Genomic DNA, 16,652 nt, shown 5'->3' on the forward strand with positions numbered 1-16,652 from the left:
TTTTCTCTGGCTATTTGCTATTGCTCGATAGAAACTTAGAGGTTTGCGATTATGACTAATGCCAGTAATGCGAGAAAAAATGGTAACGGTTCCACCAGCCGCAGACCGCGTGCCAAGAGTACCGAGTCTAAGGCTGAGAATCAAGTGGTGACTGGCGAGATCGAAAGTTCGGCTTTGAGTGTATCCGCCGATGGTAAGCCACTGGCTGGTAGTGTTGTCAACGTGGCAGGACTGCGCCCGATCGCCGCAAGCAGTTTAGTGGTGCGAGAAGAAGTGAACATGCATGGGATTCGCCCCATCATGGCTACCGATTTTGATACATTCGACACTGTTAACATCTCTGGTATTCGCCCGATTGAGGCAAATCATTTAGAGATTGTGGATACAATCAACTCAGCTGGATTGCGTCCGATTATGGCAGACCAGTTCAAATACTCCAACATTATTCCCTTAATGGGCGATCGCCCCATTGCCGAAGATGCCTTTGATTTCTCCACCACTTATGTATCTTCTGGAATGCGTCCAATTGCTTCTAATGAAATCGACAACTATCCATATTTAATGGGTTATATCGATTAAGAAATCAAAATCTAATCGTGCCTTTATAAACCTAGTTGTTTAATACAGCTAGGTTTTTTTATCGGTCATTCGTCATTTGTCATTTGCGATAGTAATTCTTAACTTTTAACTTTTGACTTTTGACTTACTAAGCTTTATCTCTTTCTTTTTATAGAGAACTCGAATCAGTCTTGTGGCAGAAGGCTAAAACTATTATTTTCAGATAAATTGTTCAGTGTAGAGACAAAAGCTCTCTCAAGTTGGCACTCAACTTAGAAGCTAATTTGAATTCACAAGGAGAAATAGCATGAGCGCAGAAGATAGAGCAAAAGCTACTGCTAAAAATATTGAAGGAAAAGCCCAAGAAGCTTTAGGAAATATTACAGGCGATCCTGAAGATAAAGCAGAAGGCAAAGCCAAGCAAGCAGAAGGACAAACACGTCATGCTGCTGAAGACGTAAAAGATGAAGTGAAGAAGAACCTCTAATCAAACTTTAAAAAATCGGAAGGTAAAATAAGTGAGAGTGTGAAATTTTACCTTCCTCAATTTTTTCAAAAACGGAATTGACATCAATAATTTTAGGGAGGAAACGGAAGTGAATTTCATGCAGCACTTTCGTAGAATTGCGATCGTTCTTTCAGCCATTTTCTTACTGACAACAACAGTTGCTTGTAGTAGCAGCGTACAAGCAAAGCAACCCAATGCTAACGTACCAACAGTTAGCCGCAGTGCTGATTACGGACAAATTGCTCGTGGGAATACACCAGTCGGGCAAGACTTTGGGACTTGGGTAACTCGCACAGGCAAAGGACTGGTTCAAGACGCATATGTAAGAGACAACAATAAGCTAGGCGTAGTTATTACCCCGGATGTTCGTCCGAATGAAGTGAAGCCATTAGCGAAATCTTTGGCACAAGGGTTTCATAAAAACTTCCCTAACCAGGACTTGACAGTCTTAATGTACGCTCCTGACAAAAAACTGATTTTGACAGCACAATACGATGTGCAAACAAATCAGATTCAGTACAAATAGGGTCATTTTTTTGTCATTAGTCATTGGTCATTTGTCATTAGTTAAATGAACGATAACTGTAGGGCCGGGTTCACCCGAACTTCTTACTTATAAAAGTAGATATTAATAAACCCGCTCTCTTGATAAAACAGCTATTCAAACTAGCTGATGACAGGTGAACGGTTTAAAAAAAGGAGATTGGAATTATGACTAGCAGCGACAAATACAGAAGGGAAATCATGGGCGATCTAGCGCAAGGTAACACGGAAAACCTTGACGCATATCCCTCAAATAATCCAGAACAAGAGTACGAGAACTTTGACGATTTCGCTCAAAGATCGTCATACGATCAGCGCCGCCAAATGTTCGGTAACTCTTTACAGCACGAGCGCATTCCTCCAGCGCAAATGGAGCCAGAATTGCAAAAAGCGATCGCCCAAATTAAACCCAACGAACGGGATGATGTGGCGCGGGCTTTCTTCAAGCATTTAAGTAAGAAAGGACTACACGATCGCGATTTAGAAAGACAACTGGGACTCTCTACCCACAATCCCAACCGTATGAGTGCTGATGATGTGAGCAAATTGGCTGCTTATGCATATCACAACCATCCAGACATCTTCCAAGAAGTCATGGCGGAACAACCAGCTATTATCAAGTTCCTTAGCAATCCCCTAGTAGCAGCCGTATTGGGTATCGCTGCGGCTAAGTGGTTAGGTAGTCATCGGAAATAACATTTAGGCATAGAGATTGTACTGTGGTGCAATACATTATGTAGGGGCGCACGGCTGTGCGCCCCTACCACAACTTGTATCTCTACATAGGTGAAAGCGACATCTGAACTACTAGTTTTTCCCAGACTTTAATTGTCGATCGCAGAGGTTGAACTATGAATTGCATCACCCGGTCTACCGTAGAATGAAACATTCTTAATCTGTGTTTGTTACACTCATATCCTGCTCGTTCGCTGCGATCGCGAAAAATATAAATGTCTTTCCCATCAGAATATAGACATTCATATTCTGGGTTCTCATCAAAATTTGAATAATATTTTATACACGTACAAGCTTTATCAATTTTGCCTACAGATAGTCTAAATATGAGCCTTATTGTATTTTTGACATAAGCTATATAATGATTGAGAATGCGGTTGAAATTCTGTCGCTCTTGGGGGAAAGATTTCACCTTTTCGTGTAAAAGCAATAGATGTAAATTTGCTGCGAGTGTAAAAGCTCCCAATCCTAGTAACCCTAAATTTTGTGCTTGTTGAACTAAATCTTTAAGTGCCTCATCTAAATCGCTTTGTAGAGATATTTCACAGCAATTTGCTATAGATGAAAACGCTTGAATAAAATAGTTATCGAGTAGTTCTTTCAGTAGCTCGGTTTGGGCTTCAAGTGTTGCGATCGCCTCCAAATCTGCTGGCTGTCTGACAATCGTACTAATATCATTAATAGTATTGTTTGTAAGTTTTTGATAATCTAGTTCTTGAAAGATAAACTGAAGCTGCTTCAAATCCTTTTGTTCTTCTACCAAAGCATCTGTAGTTTTCTCTAGAACCGATTGCCATGTCATTGCGAAAACATCAGTGGAATAAGGCTCGGAAGAACTATGCTCGCCAAAGTAAGTAGAGCGATTGCTTGGCGTAACGTTGGCAAAATCTGGCGGCGGCATTTTACTAACTTCTACTTCCAGAGGATCGCCAATAGACACGATCTTGACATCTTGCATGATGTCTCCAACCAACTGTCGCTGCTTAGGACTGAGTTTTTGCCAACTACTACCCCAAAGCTTAGCAACTTTCTGATTTTGGATGTCGCGCTCGTTTCCTGAGGTCATAAGAAAACTCATAAGTCAAAATGTATAGAAGCAGCTTAGTCAAGTTAAACGGCGTTGCGCTCGACTATTACAATTTTTGAGAGGTAAGTCAACTCGATCTGTCAGAATTCTTCCAATCGGAGCGTTTGTGTTGGTTAAACTTTGCTGTTAAGCTAGTTGACATTAGAAGGAATGCAACTAAGCAATAAAACAACTCTGAAAAATTCAAAGTTTCCAGCTATGAGAATAGATATGCTTAAAGTAGTATATCTACTGAGGTAAAAAATGACTGTACGGTAGCGGACGTAGACTCGCACAATCTCAACAGTGAATGAAGCGGCGAATTGATTGGGATTGCGTGTTAAATATTGTGTGTTAAACGTATCAAGCGATCGAACTCATTTTTGACGACTTTGTAACACTCACAGGCACTAGATTGCAGCAGTTGGCGATCGACTATAGCAATTTTGCCCCGAGAATATCGAATCATTCCCGCTTGTTGTAAAGCTGTAGCCGCAACAGTCACTCCAGAACGGCGGATACCTAACATTTGAGCGATAAATTCTTGAGTCAGTAACAATTGCTCGGACTCAATTCGATCTTCAATTGATAGCAACCACCGCGCCAAGCGCTGCTCTACAGTGTGGCGGCTGTTACAAGCAGCTGTTTGAGCTACTTGAGTAAACAAAGCTTGGGTATAGAGCAGTATGAGCCGGTGTAGCACTCCGTGGCGATCGAATTCGGCTTTGAGGCGATCGGCTGTTATTCCGATCGCCTCACCAGGAATCTGCACGATCGCCTGAGTTGTGACGCTGCCACCTCCCCAGCAGACTGGTAAACCCACCATACCATCTCTTCCCACTACACCAACTTCTATTGTCGCTCCGTCCTCCATCAGCGATACCATAGACACTAAAGCCTGAGTGGGAAAATAAACGTATTCGATTAGCTCGTTAATTTCATGCAAAATCTGCCGATGAGATAAGCAGACAACTTCTAAGTGAGGTTGTAGGCGTTGGTATTCCTCCGTTGGTAAAGCAGCCAGCAAGTGATTTTTGCGATAAAGCTCGTTAGCTTCAGAATCCGACACGTAAAGCTTCCTCCATCGATTTAATTGAAAATAATTGGGGTTTAACCTGCTTCGATCGCGCAAGATAAGTTTTGACATCACTCCAGCATTAGTTTCGAGGATGTCGGCACTGTCATCTATCGAGCGTCGCAGGAAAATTAAAATGAGGGGAAAATCAAAATATTTGAGCTATTTACTACTAGCTTGCTTCTACCAAGAAATAGCATTGACATAGTAGCCAATATCGAATATGAAGAATGAAGATCTCGTATTGAATTGGAGCGATAAATCGATAATATTTTGACTTCATGCAATTGGAGTTACAGGCATAGCTCAGCTTTTCACTTCAAAATCGTACACAAAGCTGACAAAAACCAAAGTACGATAACGTACATACACGGCTTGTTATACTAATTTTGTAGGTATTCTTAAGTAGGAGTTAAGATTTACTTCTCGGTGAGAAATATAATGAGGAAAAACACTGCCCTGTCCTGTGCCATACCTTTTCCTGATAAAAAACACATGGCTAAGGACATCTGCCAATGAGTGGATCTGAACTCGATCGAAAAGTTAATCAAAAGGATCTAAACAATCGCTTACTATCTGCTTTATCTCAAGAAGCCTATTGCAGCCTCCAATCTCATCTCGAAATTGTTTCTTTGGCATTCAAGCAGGTTTTGTTTCAGCCACAAGAGCGAATACCTTATGTCTATTTTCCAACGAGTTGTTTAGTTTCCCTCTTAACCGTTATGACAGACGGTACTGCCGTAGAGGTAGGTGTTGTAGGTAACGATGGCATGGCAGGGATTCCCTTATTTTTGGGAACCGACATATCTAACTTTAAGGCGATCGTTCAAATTCCAGGGGAAGCAATACGGCTGAGAGCCGATGTCTTCAAGCAAGCGATCGCTCAAGTCGATACTCTATCGCTCTGGATACAACGGTATATCAATCTGCTCCTAATCCAAATTGCTCAAACATCTGCCTGTAACAGCCGCCATCCCGTCGAACAACGATGCTGTCGCTGGTTACTGATGATGCACGATAGTGCCAGAGACGATAAATTTGAATTAACCCAAGAGTTTTTAGCTCAAATGCTTTGCGTGCGCCGCGCTAGCGTGACAGAGGTGGCATTAAAACTGCAAAAAATAGGCTTACTTCAATATAATCGCGGTAAGATGACAATTTGCGATCGCCAAGGTTTAGAGGCGACAGCGTGCGAGTGTTACAGTTTGCTACGAGCAGAACGCGATCGCTTGTTTGGCTGATGGTTCGCAGTTGCGATTCCATCCTAAACGATTAAAAAATAGAAGAAACCCGCACGGGCGGGTTTTCTTAACCTTAGTTTTCTTAACCTGAGCTTTGTTCAAATTCGTGCCAGCTCGTGTTAAATAGTTTTGCGATCGCTGAGTCTTAGGATCGGATGTTAAAACTATCTACTAATTACCACCAGATACGGTAGACTTATCGTGTACTGCGGGATCTTCTGGTTTCTGATGCCACTGACCATCTTCCCCTTGTTCGTATTCTTGGCTAACGCTGTTCCAAGCAACGTTCGTTGCAGCGTCTTCACTCATCCCATCTGACTGTGCGGCATTAAATGCGGCTAAAAAGATCTGCTGTCCGTGTTGGGGTAACTTTTCGGTAATTTCTGCCGGTAATTCTTCTACATTGTTGTAAGCCACGATCTATTTTTCCTTACTTTCATTATTAGTTCAATCCTAAATAGGAAATAGAGAGGCTTCCTCTTTCCACAAGCATAAATACAACAGCAGGTAGTTTTTTCAATCGAGTATTCTAAATTACCACACTAATTATCTAAAAGTATTTTTTCGATTGATAAAGCTTAAGCGAAAGAACAAGAGCTTTTCCAAGCGAGACGGAGTAAAGAACGATATTCTTTCTCGCTGACTGTGTAAGCCCCAAATCTTGCTAAGTGAGGGTTCATCATTTGAGCGTCGAAGAAAACAAAGTGGCGATCGCGCAATCTTTCGACTAACCTCACCATTGCGACTTTAGAAGCTTCGGGGATGTGATAAAACATTGACTCACCGATAAAAGCACCACCAATCGCAATTCCTAAAATTCCTCCTGCTAATTCATCTCCTTGCCAAGTTTCAAAACTATAAGCATAACCAGATTGATAGAGCAACCAGTAAATTTCTTTTAATTGAGAGGAAATCCAAGTTGTTTGGCGGTTAGCACATCCAGCTACCACAGCTTTGAAATCGCGATTAATGGCAACAGTAAAACGGTTAGAGTTTAAAACTCGCCGTAAAGACTTAGGATAATGAAATCTTTCATCCAAGGGAATGAAAGTGCGATCGCTGCAAGAATACCAACTCAAATTTTCACCTGTCTCGTCAGCCATCAGGAAATAGCCTTGGGCATATCCCTCTACGATTGCAGACACGTCATATTTGGTCATTGGTCATTGGTGAGTGGATAGTGAAAGCGTGGCTAGTGACAAGAATTGAGTCCAGCCACTAGCCACTAGTCACTAATAACTGATAACTGATACTTTTGATTCTGAACCGAAAATATAGAATAATATACTAAATTCTCTTACCCTAGCCCCCAGCCCCTAGCTCCTCACCCCTAGCTCCTCACCCCTAGCTCCTCACCCCTAGTTATGGCTGAACCAATTCCGCCAGTCACATTGCCACCAGCTAAAGATCCTCTACAAGAGGGGGAATGGTTGCGAGCAGCCCTGCAACAATGGCTCGATACAGAATTTCTGCCAGAGCCAGCTAATCAACAAATATCTCGTCGCGCTGCTCAAATCTTCGTCCGGCAGCGAATGGAGGGAGAGAACGATCTAGGTTCACTAGCGATCGCGATCGTCACAGAAATGCAAGAATTTGATTTTTCTAAAAGCTTTTACAGCGAATTTGCTGTTGCTAATGCAGTCAGCGATCTGCTCCTAGATAGCTTGGGCATCGATCGCTGTTGCGGTCAATAAAACCTACCAGCTCGACTTAACGACTCCTGGTAATAGCCCTTCGTGCGCCCACTCTCTCAACACGTTCCGAGACAGCCCAAAGTCTCTGTAATACCCTCTAGGACGACCCGTAACCCAGCAACGATTGTGGAGGCGGGTGCGAGAGCTACTGCGGGGTAAGCGTTGAATTTGCCGATGGATTTCTAGTTTCTCGACTTGAGATTCGGCGTTGTGAAAATCCTCAAGTAATGCCTCACGTTTGTCAGCATACTTTGCAACTATCTTTTGGCGCTTTTTCTCGCGCTCGATCATGCTCTTTTTAGCCATAAATGCTGAAAGCTATTGTTCCCTAAAGACACCGTTTTTCATTATATCTCATCAGTTATCAGTTATCAGTTATCAGTTCTCAGTGGCTAGTGGCTAGTGGGGTGTAGGGTGTGGAGATTGTAAATTTCTTTCTCCCTCAGCTGGGCGACTCTCCCCCAGTTCCCTTGTCTCCCCCCTCTCCCTTGTCTCCCTCACTCCTCACTCCTCACTCCTCACTCAAAACACTAGGGGGAATCTCGTCTAATAACGGCAGATCGGCTGAGGGACACAAATCGGAGAGCAAACATGCCTGACATGCAGGATTGCGTGCTTTGCAAATAGCTCGTCCGTGATAAATAATCCGAATTGAAAAGTTTTCCCAGTCATCTGAGGGGAGCAACCGAATCAAATCGCGCTCGATGTGAATGGGATCTGTATTTTTCGTCAATCCTAAACGATAGCTCAAGCGTTTGACGTGGGTATCTACCGTGACTCCAGCATTAATCCCAAAGGCATGAGCCAGCACCACATTTGCCGTTTTTCGCGCCACTCCTGGCAAGCGTAAAAGCTGTTCCATGCTGGGAGGGACTTGTCCTCCATATTCCGCTACCAAGATCCGGCAGGCGGCTTGAATGTTCTTAGCTTTGTTGCGATAGAACCCTGTCGAACGGATGAGATTTTCAATCTCAACTGGTTCCGCCTTAGCTAGTGCTTCAGCATCGGGAAACTGCCCAAATAAAGCAGGCGTGACTAAGTTCACGCGCTCGTCCGTACACTGAGCTGAAAGTATAGTTGCAACCAGAAGCTGAACAGGTGTTGCATAATTGAGCGTACAAGGGGCATTGGGGTACAGCCGCTTCAGGCGCACTAGAATTTCCAATGCCCGTTGTTTTTTCGATGCCCACTTCCGAGTTATGTTCACTGAAAGAACTTTTGCACCCAAGGTAGGTTAGCAGTATCGCGCACGATCAGGAAAATTCCCAATCCTAACAATAGCATTAGCCCTGTTTGCATTACGCCGTCTTGAATGCGAGTCGGTAGAGGCTTACCGCGCAGTCCTTCCACAAATAAGAACGCCAATTGACCACCATCTAGAGCTGGTAGAGGCAAGATGTTGATGATAGCAAGGTTGATGCTGATTAAAGCGGCAAATTGAAGTAAATTAGCTGGATTCGATTGGGCAATATTTGCGCCAAACTCTACAATTTTGACTGGTCCTGCAACTTGGTTGGCAGTTTGGCTGAAGTTACTAATCAGTTGGACGAATCCCTGACCCGTGAGAACGACAATTTTTTGGAATTCGTTTGCTCCCACATTGAAAGCTTGCAGAATATTCGCAGCACGGCGAGTTTCTAGTTTACCGTTGGGGTTGAGTTGAACGCCGATCCGTCCTTGACCTTCAGGGCTGCGTTCTGGCGTAATAGTTAAATCTAGAGTTCGATCGCCCCGTTGAAGTTGTAGTTCTAAAGGTTGGTTGGGATGCGTTGCGATCGTCTGCTTGACGTATTCCAAAGTCCCGGGAACAGCCTCTAATCGCTTTCCCTCGATTGCTAAAATTACATCTCCTGGTTGAATGCCCGCCTTAGCAGCCACAGAACTCACATCTGTAGCCACCACAGGGACGAGTACCCCAGGTTCGGGGACGAATTTTTGCACGCCTACAGTTCCTACTTGAGTCACCAAAAGCAAGTAGGCAAAAATTAAGTTGGCAATTACCCCAGCACTAATGACAATTGCGCGATCGAGAATCGGGCGATTGCGTAAAAGATTGGGGTCATTAGGAGGAATCGTACTATCGGGATCGTCGTCAGGAAATCCCACGAAACCACCCAAGGGAAAAGCACGAACCGCGTATTCGGTTTCCGGTCCCTGATATTTCCACAAAATCGGTCCAAAGCCCAAGGAAAAACGATTGACATGAATACCCTGTGACCGTGCGGCTATAAAGTGTCCTAGCTCGTGTACCAAAATTAAAACGGCTAAGACTGCGATCGCTGCCAAAACTGACATAGAATCAATTCTCGATAAATTTAGCTACATATTTCTTCATTGTAATGAGTGGTGCGTGGTAATTAGTGACTAGTGACTAGTGGCTAGTGGTTAGATTCTTCAAGACACTAGCCACTAGCCACAGATAACTGGTCACCGATCGCTGGTCACCGATCGCTGTTCCCTCACCTCTCTCCAATGACTTCTCGCCTTAAGTAAGGTTGCAACACCTCCGGTACTTTTACCGTGCCATCTAGCTGCTGGTAATTTTCTAAAATTGCTGCCATTGTCCGACCTACAGCTAAGCCGGAACCGTTGAGAGTGTGGACGTACTGGGTTCCTTTTTTGCCTGCTTCCTTAAACCGAATGCTCCCCCTGCGAGCTTGAAAATCCATGCAATTAGAACAACTGGAGATTTCTCGATATTTTTCTGATGAGGGTAGCCATACTTCTAAGTCATAGGTTTTTGTAGACGAAAAGCCAAGATCGCCTGTACACAGTTCTAGAACTCTATAAGGCAGTTGTAATGCCTGTAAGATCGCTTCTGCGTCGTGCAATAGTTTTTGATGCTCTTGTTCCGAGGTGTCGGGATGGACGAATTTGTATAATTCGACTTTGTTAAATTGGTGTAGTCGAATCAGTCCCCGTGTATCTCTACCATAGCTACCAGCTTCGCGGCGAAAGCAAGGCGTATAAGCACAGTGATTAATTGGCAAATCTTCTGCTGCTAAAATTTCCCCTCGATAGAAATTAGTAATTGGAACTTCAGCTGTGGGACTGAGCCACAGATCGTCATTGGCGCACTTAAAGCTTTCTTCAGCAAATTTGGGTAGTTGACCGGAGGCTGTGAGGGATTGAGAATTAATCAAAAAGGGTGGGATAATTTCTACATAACCTGCGGCGGTTTGGCGATCGAGCATGAATTGAATTAACGCTCTTTCCAACTGCGCCCCAATACCAATTAAACTGACAAAACGGCTTTGAGCTATTTTTGTCGATCGCTCGAAATTGAGCAGACCTAGCTTTTCACCAATTTCCCAATGGGGCAGAATGTTCGCGTTTTGGGGCAGATACTCATCGCCCCAACGCCGCACTTCAATGTTTTCTGTTTCGTTTTTGCCAATCGGAGTAGAATCGCTTGGTAAGTTAGGAATTGTTAGCAAGAAAGTTTCGATTTGTTCTTTTAGCTCTCTTTCTTGCGGTTCGAGTTCGCTCAACCGAGTTTTGATCGTGTTGCCTTCTTCTCGCAAATCTTGCACTTCTGGAGAGTCAGGACTGCTACCAGATTTAATTTTTTGTCCGACGAGTTTACCAATTTCGTTACTACGGGCTTGGAGTTGCGATCGCGCTTGTTCTAAGTCCCGCTGTTGACGGTCTAACTCCAACAATGGTTGCAAGTCATAGTCGCCACGACGCTGCAACCGTTCTTGCACGGTTTGGGGATTTTCTCTAATTTGCTTAATATCCAGCACGGATCTGTTTAGCTTCTTCTAGTTCTGGTTACAACACTATCACGAGCGGTAAGGAGTGGGGAGTGAGGGGTGAGGAGCGAGGAGCGAGGGATTATTGGAAAAAACAGACAAGGAGACAAGGGAAAAATAAATACCATTTCTTCTCCCTCTCCCACTTCTTCCCTCACTCCTCACTCCTTGCTCCTCACTCCTCGCTTAACTCCGATTAATCCGATTGAGTAGCCATAAAGCGCTGGATAATCCCAGAAAGTGAGCAAAAATGGTGTTCGTGTTTGCTTGCACTGCTAATATGTCCAATCCGCCAATGATCCGATTGGGATCGAATATTCCGGTTGCGATCGCCTGGGGTGATATGGCTCTAGCAAATAGAGTCCCAATAATCGCATAAGCTCCAAACAGGCTTAAGAGCATTCCTACCAAGTTAACGACTAAAGCAAATTTGATCACTTGAATCGTATAAACTTTGCGCGGACGGTTAGCAGGATTAGATGACCGGAGTTGTCTGCCTAGTCTGGTGTATCGAAAAGCACAGTAGACGCTCATGCCAAGGGCAATCAAGCCGCAGACAGCGAGAAAAATACCAAATCCAGTTCCAGGATTGTTACTAGGACTACCAGTTCGCTGACTGAATACGGCAAATAGCAATAAAACTATGGCAGAAACAACACCCAAAACGATCTGCGACCAGAAGCCAATCCAACCAGTCAGCCGAAACTGGTTAGCAATGGATTCAAGCGATGCCGGAGGAGGCTTCGTACCCGACTTATCAAACATATTTATCTCCAGTTTGGATTTATTAAACAGATACTTATCACTCTTAAAATAGAATTCATAATTCGTAACTTGTAATAATTCTTACATCCAAAATCCTCAAACCCTACTCCACAGCCCTTCCTGTAAGAGATCTTGTCGCGTTAGGTCAGACAAGAAGCAAAAATGTAATGAATTTTGAATGAAGTTTAGCAGACAACTTATGGTTCTGCGTTTAAAATTGCCTCAACCGCATTCCGGTGCGATCGGCGAAGTTTTGCAGAGCGATCGCGGCTGAGTGTGAGAAACAAGGATTTCGTCAGAGATGATTGTCAAAAGTGCTGTTTTTTGTGATTTATGGATGAGAAGTAAACTAAAGCTATGAGAATTGAGGATATTTATCAGTTTTTCCAAAATCCTCCTCCGACCTATTTGAGCCAAGAACTTGCAGTATGTTACGTGCTGTCAGTTTTGTTAAAAGGAGAATCCTACGGCACGGAACTGATTCAAAAGCTGGAGAGCGAATACCCTAATTATCGCCTTTCCGATACAGTCCTATATAGCGCACTTAAGTTCCTGGAAGATGAAAAGGCAATTCTCGGCTACTGGAAGAAGGTTGAGGGAAGAGGGCGACCGCGACGGATGTATCAGATAAGCCCAGAATGGCAAGTACAGGCGCAGGAGTTATCTCGACTGTGGCAAGAGTATATTAGTAAGGTGGTACGCTAATGGCTGATCGATCGTGCAAAAATCGATTGTGAAAAAGTCGAACAGGCGCTGTTCAAACGCAAGATAGCTATGACTCCGATTCTCTCATCGACCCTACTGCTGACTTTATTGCTGTCAGTGGGGCTATTTTTCTTCATTCGAGCCTCTACTAAAGACCGAACGCAAACGCTCCATCTGGTGTCCGCACAGCCAGAAGCTTCGTTGATGGCGCAACTACAACAGTATTTGCGCTCGCGTTCCTACACTGTGTCCGAGGTGGATGCTGAGAAAAATTCTGTTACGTTTGAGGGAGTTATCCGACCGAGCTTGTTTCTAGCTGTGTTTCTCTCAATCCTTGCCACGGTGGGAATTCTTTGCCTGATCTTGGTTTGGTCGTTACTATTTCCAAACTGGACGGCGGCTTTCTCGCTCCTGATTTTGCTAGCTCCAACAGCAGGTATTTTCTATTGGAAAAAAGCAGCCAGGAAAGAACGGGTATCTCTTAAATTAGAGGCAAATACGGGCGATCGCATCTCGCCACAAAGCCTACTCACAGTCACCGCTCATCGGGATGAGTTAATTCAATTGCAGCGATCGCTGAATTTGAAGCCAGCAGAGTAAGGAGATCGAAATCTGGAATTCGCGTAGCCTTGCGTGTAGCAATATTTTAGGGGAAGTATATACTTCCCCTAAATTTCATCTTTGCTTTGCTAAACGCGACTCACTCGCATTTGACTAAAACGCTAATGATTTCAAAATCTCCAATACCTAACTTTTGGTTGTCATTTAGCTTCGGCAACGCCTTAGGCTACCTGTGTGCGGCAACGAGTTCCTTTTCAGGAGGATTTTCTAGTACCCGTAGACTAGGGAACAAGAAATGATTCTCTTCTACATACTGCGCCCCAAACAAACCTTTTTCTGCCCAGAAGTAGCGATCTGTAGTGTGCTCGTTTCGCTTAACCAGCAGCAATGCAGGCGGAGCAATTCCCTCCGCTTGAATAAACTTCCGAGCAGCAGTCACGGGTTTATCTTCGCCACTTTCAATGCTATATTGAGGCACATGCTCGAGGATGCGACGTCCTTCCTGGCGACGACGACTTTTGCGCTTGCGTCTTCTTGCCAACCTGTCTCCCTCCTTTTTTTAACCAGAAAATTGTATTTATATTTACAAAATCCGTCGTCAGTATATCGATTTGAGTTAGAAAAATCAACTTATGTTAAGCGTTTGCAACAAAAAACCCGCTAATGTTGAAAATATGATTAATAAAACGACACAAGCGATCGCAGTCAATTAAGATTCTTAATCCACTTACAATTCAGTTATCAGTTGTCAGTTATCAACGACTTGTGACTCGTGACTTGTCTTGCTCCCCCAGCTCTCTTCCCCCGACTCCCAAATTCTTGCCGTAGCCCTTCGTAATGCCTGCCAGTGCTGAGTTTATTTCATTGTGTCGCTCTCAAGTTGCCTTGCTAACCCAAGGAATGGGGGCGGCTTTGAGCGTGGTATATCTGACGGAAAGATTAGTAGAGGAAGGAACAGCACAGGAGAAGCTGATCCCTGTCGTAGCCTATCCAGAGTCAGCAGTGAGGTGGCAGGGACTAGAGTTAAATAGTGCAGCACTTCCTGCTACAACAAGTCGCCTTCAGCCACCGCGATTGCAAGCAAAAGCCACTGCAAAAAATATAGATACTGTATCTTTGCCGGAACTACCGACCGAGGCAAATGTAGCTGAACCGCCAGAAACGGCAGATAAAGCGCTAGTACCGAGCCAACAGATTGTTTTACCACTGCTTAATGAAGGAGTGTTAATTGGACTACTCGTGACTAGTCGGGAGGATAGAGCATGGAACGAGCGAGAACGGCATGAAATCGAACGAGTGGCGCAAACGCTAGCGTTGGCAAGACTTTTAGATCGGCGACGAGAGCGATCGGAGCAGCAGCTCAGCCAGCAAAAGCAACTACAAGCCCAGCAGCGAGAGTTATTAGATAACTTACTGCACCAGTTTCGCAACCCACTGACGGCGTTGCGGACGTTCGGCAAATTGCTGCTCAAGCGCCTGCTGCCTGGAGATGCAAACCGAGCTGTGGCAGACAATATCGTGAGAGAAAGCGATCGCTTGCAAGAATTGCTGCAACAATTCGATCGAGTCATCGACATGACAGAGGAAGATTTAGAACCAACCAAATCCCTTCCTCCAGCCACAGAGGTGCGATCGGCAATACCTATACTCAATACCCCTTTACCACTGCTGCCCAATCGCGAAGGCACTCAGAGCGAGATTTGCACGATTGAGGACGTGCTAAAACCCTTGCTAGCTTCTGCTTGGGCGATCGCTCAAGAACGCAACTTAGAGCTGCTTGCAGATCTGCCACCAAATTTACCAGCAGTGCGCGCTCATCTAAGAGAATTGCGTGAGGTATTAAGCAATTTGCTTGACAATGCGATTAAATATACTCCGCCTGGAGGCAAAATTTACGTCCAAGCAGGATTAGAGCGAGACAACTTCCAGGGCATCGCCATTAGCGACACGGGGGTAGGTATCCCCCCGCAAGATAAGGAGCGAATTTTCGATCGCCACTACCGAGGTAGACAAGCAGATTCAGATATTCCTGGTACGGGTTTGGGACTAGCAATTGCTAAGGCACTGATCGAACAAATGCAAGGCACGATTGAAGTTTTTAGTCCTGCTTTGTGGCATCCCACCCCAGAAAGTAGAGGGGGAACTACGTTTATTGTTTGGTTAATGGTAATGGGTAATGGGTAATTGGTATTTTCTCCCCCATCCTCCTCAGCTCCCTCAGCTCCCTCAGCTCTTTTCCCCTACTCCCTACTCCCTACTCCCTGATAACTGAACGAGCAAAGCGCTGCGCTAGGGGTGGGATGATAACTAGGGGATTGCTGAATCCAGAGAAGGTGTGGATGCCTGTTTTGCCAGGAATGTTACCGATTAGTGGCAGGGGATAACTTCGTTCAGCTTTGCTAACGCGGCTGAAACTAACTAAACAGTGATGCCAAGTTCCCGGCAGGTTTTTGAGTGCTGGTAAAATTTGCTCTACACTTGCTCGAATAGTAGCTTCGCTGGCTTCGGGATTAATGGTGGCTTGGGTATCGGTCAAAGTGCGGCTCAACTGCCCTAATCGCAGGCTACCATCGAGAAATTGAATCGCCCCAGCATCTAAAATTGGGGGTGCGAGTTCTAATCCTTGTTCGTCCCATAGGCGATCGTTTGTCGTCGATGCGGCTTCTAGTTGAAAGCGTTGAAGTCGAGCTGGCATCACGAGCGATCGCAATTGGATGTCAACTGGTGGAATGTCAATTAACTCAGCATGAGTAAAGTACAGTTTGATCGAAATGCCTGCTGCTTTGAGTAAAGCACGACTCAATCCACCCGCGCAGATCGCTGTGTTGGCACTGCAATACGTCTCGCTAACGGTTTTTACCCCTTCTACCTTGTCGCCTTGTTGCCAGAGTTTGAGTACTTGAGCAAACTGAAGATCGCCCCCCGCCCGTAGAAAGGCTTGGATGTAGGCTTGAGCGGTTTTTTCAGCATTGATATGACCGTGTTTTACCGTCAATGCTCCGGCGATCGCGTCAGGGTTTAATAATGGTTCTAATTCGCAGGCTTCTGAAATGCTGAGAAGTTGTGGCGGAATGGCAAAATCAGCATAGGTAGCAGCGACTGCTGCGGGGTCGTCATCAGCTGCAATTGTCAGCAGTAAGTCTAATTCCCGAAATTGAGTGTCGGCGGCTAATTCTTCCGAGAGAATGCGATGACGGGCGATTCCTTCAGCGCACAATTGACGCATCGTATCGGTAGTACCAGACCAAAAAGCTAAACCACCATAGCTATAGCGAGTCGCATTTTGCCCTGTTGGATCTTGTTCTAGCAGCAGGACGGAAAAGCCTTGCTGAACTAATTCGTAGCTCAAAGCTGCGCCAGCAATACCTCCACCTACTACAATCCAATCGTATATTTTCATACTTCACATACGCTGTTCGATCGCTCATCCAGATCCTACCGTAGCT

Annotated in this window: 20 protein-coding genes; 9 read left to right on the top strand and 11 right to left on the bottom strand. The window is 44.8% G+C overall.

Features of this window, described 5'->3' with window-relative positions; translation table 11 throughout:
- Nucleotides 1-51: 51 nt before the first annotated feature.
- The 4 genes from DSM107010_RS04200 (at nt 52) to DSM107010_RS04215 (ending at nt 2,305) form a co-directional block, all read left to right on the top strand.
- Nucleotides 52-579: a hypothetical protein gene (locus tag DSM107010_RS04200; RefSeq protein WP_015153558.1), complete on the top strand. Its 528-nt coding sequence runs from the start codon at nt 52-54 to the stop codon at nt 577-579.
- Nucleotides 580-865: 286 nt separating this feature from the next.
- Complete coding sequence (locus tag DSM107010_RS04205; protein WP_015153559.1) at nt 866-1,045, top strand: CsbD family protein; 180 nt, start codon at nt 866-868, stop codon at nt 1,043-1,045.
- 118 nt (nt 1,046-1,163) lie between these two features.
- A complete protein-coding gene (locus DSM107010_RS04210) occupies nt 1,164-1,592 on the top strand; it encodes a hypothetical protein (protein WP_015153560.1) in 429 nt (142 codons plus the stop codon).
- A 185-nt stretch (nt 1,593-1,777) separates the two neighbouring features.
- Complete coding sequence (locus tag DSM107010_RS04215; RefSeq protein WP_015153561.1) at nt 1,778-2,305, top strand: hypothetical protein; 528 nt, start codon at nt 1,778-1,780, stop codon at nt 2,303-2,305.
- 82 nt (nt 2,306-2,387) lie between these two features.
- On the opposite strand, the gene DSM107010_RS04220 is transcribed toward DSM107010_RS04215, so the two are convergent.
- Both DSM107010_RS04220 and DSM107010_RS04225 read right to left on the bottom strand, forming a co-directional pair.
- Entirely contained in the window at nt 2,388-3,410 is a 1,023-nt protein-coding gene (locus DSM107010_RS04220) for a hypothetical protein (RefSeq protein ID WP_106168741.1), read from the bottom strand.
- Between the two features lie 340 nt (nt 3,411-3,750).
- Nucleotides 3,751-4,479, bottom strand: a complete 729-nt coding sequence (locus DSM107010_RS04225; protein ID WP_015153563.1) for a Crp/Fnr family transcriptional regulator — start codon at nt 4,477-4,479, stop codon at nt 3,751-3,753.
- A 521-nt stretch (nt 4,480-5,000) separates the two neighbouring features.
- Between DSM107010_RS04225 and DSM107010_RS04230 the strand changes: the two genes are divergently transcribed.
- Complete coding sequence (locus tag DSM107010_RS04230; protein WP_106168739.1) at nt 5,001-5,726, top strand: Crp/Fnr family transcriptional regulator; 726 nt, start codon at nt 5,001-5,003, stop codon at nt 5,724-5,726.
- Between the two features lie 171 nt (nt 5,727-5,897).
- On the opposite strand, the gene DSM107010_RS04235 is transcribed toward DSM107010_RS04230, so the two are convergent.
- Nucleotides 5,898-6,143 (bottom strand): ChaB family protein, encoded by a 246-nt coding sequence (locus DSM107010_RS04235; RefSeq protein ID WP_015153565.1) that lies wholly within the window; start codon nt 6,141-6,143, stop codon nt 5,898-5,900.
- A 161-nt stretch (nt 6,144-6,304) separates the two neighbouring features.
- A complete protein-coding gene (aat, locus tag DSM107010_RS04240; protein ID WP_015153566.1) occupies nt 6,305-6,886 on the bottom strand; it encodes a leucyl/phenylalanyl-tRNA--protein transferase in 582 nt (193 codons plus the stop codon).
- Nucleotides 6,887-7,090: 204 nt separating this feature from the next.
- On the opposite strand from aat, the gene DSM107010_RS04245 reads away from it, so the two are divergent.
- Entirely contained in the window at nt 7,091-7,420 is a 330-nt protein-coding gene (locus tag DSM107010_RS04245) for a hypothetical protein (RefSeq protein WP_015153567.1), read from the top strand.
- 3 nt (nt 7,421-7,423) lie between these two features.
- Here DSM107010_RS04245 and rpsN read toward each other — a convergent pair whose 3' ends face one another.
- The 5 genes from rpsN to DSM107010_RS04270 form a co-directional block, all read right to left on the bottom strand.
- Complete coding sequence (gene rpsN / locus DSM107010_RS04250; protein WP_015153568.1) at nt 7,424-7,726, bottom strand: 30S ribosomal protein S14; 303 nt, start codon at nt 7,724-7,726, stop codon at nt 7,424-7,426.
- 205 nt (nt 7,727-7,931) lie between these two features.
- Nucleotides 7,932-8,627 (bottom strand): endonuclease III, encoded by a 696-nt coding sequence (gene nth, locus DSM107010_RS04255; protein WP_015153569.1) that lies wholly within the window; start codon nt 8,625-8,627, stop codon nt 7,932-7,934.
- A complete protein-coding gene (gene rseP, locus DSM107010_RS04260; RefSeq protein WP_015153570.1) occupies nt 8,624-9,715 on the bottom strand; it encodes an RIP metalloprotease RseP in 1,092 nt (363 codons plus the stop codon). Before rseP ends, nth begins: the two co-directional genes overlap by 4 nt.
- A 164-nt stretch (nt 9,716-9,879) precedes the next feature.
- Entirely contained in the window at nt 9,880-11,166 is a 1,287-nt protein-coding gene (serS, locus tag DSM107010_RS04265) for a serine--tRNA ligase (RefSeq protein ID WP_106167972.1), read from the bottom strand.
- 195 nt (nt 11,167-11,361) lie between these two features.
- The gene (locus tag DSM107010_RS04270) at nt 11,362-11,940 is read right to left on the bottom strand and encodes a DUF3611 family protein (protein ID WP_015153572.1); all 579 of its coding nucleotides are present in this window, start codon (nt 11,938-11,940) and stop codon (nt 11,362-11,364) included.
- Between the two features lie 357 nt (nt 11,941-12,297).
- Between DSM107010_RS04270 and DSM107010_RS04275 the strand changes: the two genes are divergently transcribed.
- Nucleotides 12,298-12,645, top strand: coding sequence for a PadR family transcriptional regulator (locus tag DSM107010_RS04275; RefSeq protein WP_015153573.1), 348 nt, complete (start codon nt 12,298-12,300; stop codon nt 12,643-12,645).
- Between the two features lie 69 nt (nt 12,646-12,714).
- Complete coding sequence (locus DSM107010_RS04280) at nt 12,715-13,245, top strand: cofactor assembly of complex C subunit B (RefSeq protein WP_015153574.1); 531 nt, start codon at nt 12,715-12,717, stop codon at nt 13,243-13,245.
- 187 nt (nt 13,246-13,432) lie between these two features.
- Here DSM107010_RS04280 and DSM107010_RS04285 read toward each other — a convergent pair whose 3' ends face one another.
- The gene (locus DSM107010_RS04285) at nt 13,433-13,747 is read right to left on the bottom strand and encodes a DUF3155 domain-containing protein (protein WP_015153575.1); all 315 of its coding nucleotides are present in this window, start codon (nt 13,745-13,747) and stop codon (nt 13,433-13,435) included.
- Nucleotides 13,748-14,043: 296 nt separating this feature from the next.
- Between DSM107010_RS04285 and DSM107010_RS04290 the strand changes: the two genes are divergently transcribed.
- The gene (locus DSM107010_RS04290) at nt 14,044-15,390 is read left to right on the top strand and encodes a GAF domain-containing sensor histidine kinase (RefSeq protein ID WP_106167971.1); all 1,347 of its coding nucleotides are present in this window, start codon (nt 14,044-14,046) and stop codon (nt 15,388-15,390) included.
- 70 nt (nt 15,391-15,460) lie between these two features.
- Here the strand turns inward: DSM107010_RS04290 and DSM107010_RS04295 are convergent, their stop codons facing one another.
- Entirely contained in the window at nt 15,461-16,606 is a 1,146-nt protein-coding gene (locus tag DSM107010_RS04295) for an NAD(P)/FAD-dependent oxidoreductase (protein WP_106167970.1), read from the bottom strand.
- Between the last annotated feature and the right edge of the window lie 46 nt (nt 16,607-16,652).

It is taken from the genome of Chroococcidiopsis cubana SAG 39.79 (assembly GCF_003991895.1).
Classification (GTDB): domain Bacteria; phylum Cyanobacteriota; class Cyanobacteriia; order Cyanobacteriales; family Chroococcidiopsidaceae; genus Chroococcidiopsis; species Chroococcidiopsis thermalis.

Coding starts and splice junctions, on each gene's coding strand:
- DSM107010_RS04205 (WP_015153559.1), top strand. CDS start 866: ATGAGCGCAGAAGATAGAGCAAAAGCTACTGCTAAAAATATTGAAGGA.
- DSM107010_RS04295 (WP_106167970.1), bottom strand. CDS start 16,606: ATGAAAATATACGATTGGATTGTAGTAGGTGGAGGTATTGCTGGCGCA.
- DSM107010_RS04215 (WP_015153561.1), top strand. CDS start 1,778: ATGACTAGCAGCGACAAATACAGAAGGGAAATCATGGGCGATCTAGCG.
- DSM107010_RS04210 (WP_015153560.1), top strand. CDS start 1,164: ATGCAGCACTTTCGTAGAATTGCGATCGTTCTTTCAGCCATTTTCTTA.
- rpsN (WP_015153568.1), bottom strand. CDS start 7,726: ATGGCTAAAAAGAGCATGATCGAGCGCGAGAAAAAGCGCCAAAAGATA.
- rseP (WP_015153570.1), bottom strand. CDS start 9,715: ATGTCAGTTTTGGCAGCGATCGCAGTCTTAGCCGTTTTAATTTTGGTA.
- DSM107010_RS04290 (WP_106167971.1), top strand. CDS start 14,044: ATGCCTGCCAGTGCTGAGTTTATTTCATTGTGTCGCTCTCAAGTTGCC.
- DSM107010_RS04245 (WP_015153567.1), top strand. CDS start 7,091: ATGGCTGAACCAATTCCGCCAGTCACATTGCCACCAGCTAAAGATCCT.
- DSM107010_RS04270 (WP_015153572.1), bottom strand. CDS start 11,940: ATGTTTGATAAGTCGGGTACGAAGCCTCCTCCGGCATCGCTTGAATCC.
- aat (WP_015153566.1), bottom strand. CDS start 6,886: ATGACCAAATATGACGTGTCTGCAATCGTAGAGGGATATGCCCAAGGC.
- DSM107010_RS04220 (WP_106168741.1), bottom strand. CDS start 3,410: ATGACCTCAGGAAACGAGCGCGACATCCAAAATCAGAAAGTTGCTAAG.
- DSM107010_RS04230 (WP_106168739.1), top strand. CDS start 5,001: ATGAGTGGATCTGAACTCGATCGAAAAGTTAATCAAAAGGATCTAAAC.
- DSM107010_RS04280 (WP_015153574.1), top strand. CDS start 12,715: ATGACTCCGATTCTCTCATCGACCCTACTGCTGACTTTATTGCTGTCA.
- DSM107010_RS04275 (WP_015153573.1), top strand. CDS start 12,298: ATGAGAATTGAGGATATTTATCAGTTTTTCCAAAATCCTCCTCCGACC.
- DSM107010_RS04200 (WP_015153558.1), top strand. CDS start 52: ATGACTAATGCCAGTAATGCGAGAAAAAATGGTAACGGTTCCACCAGC.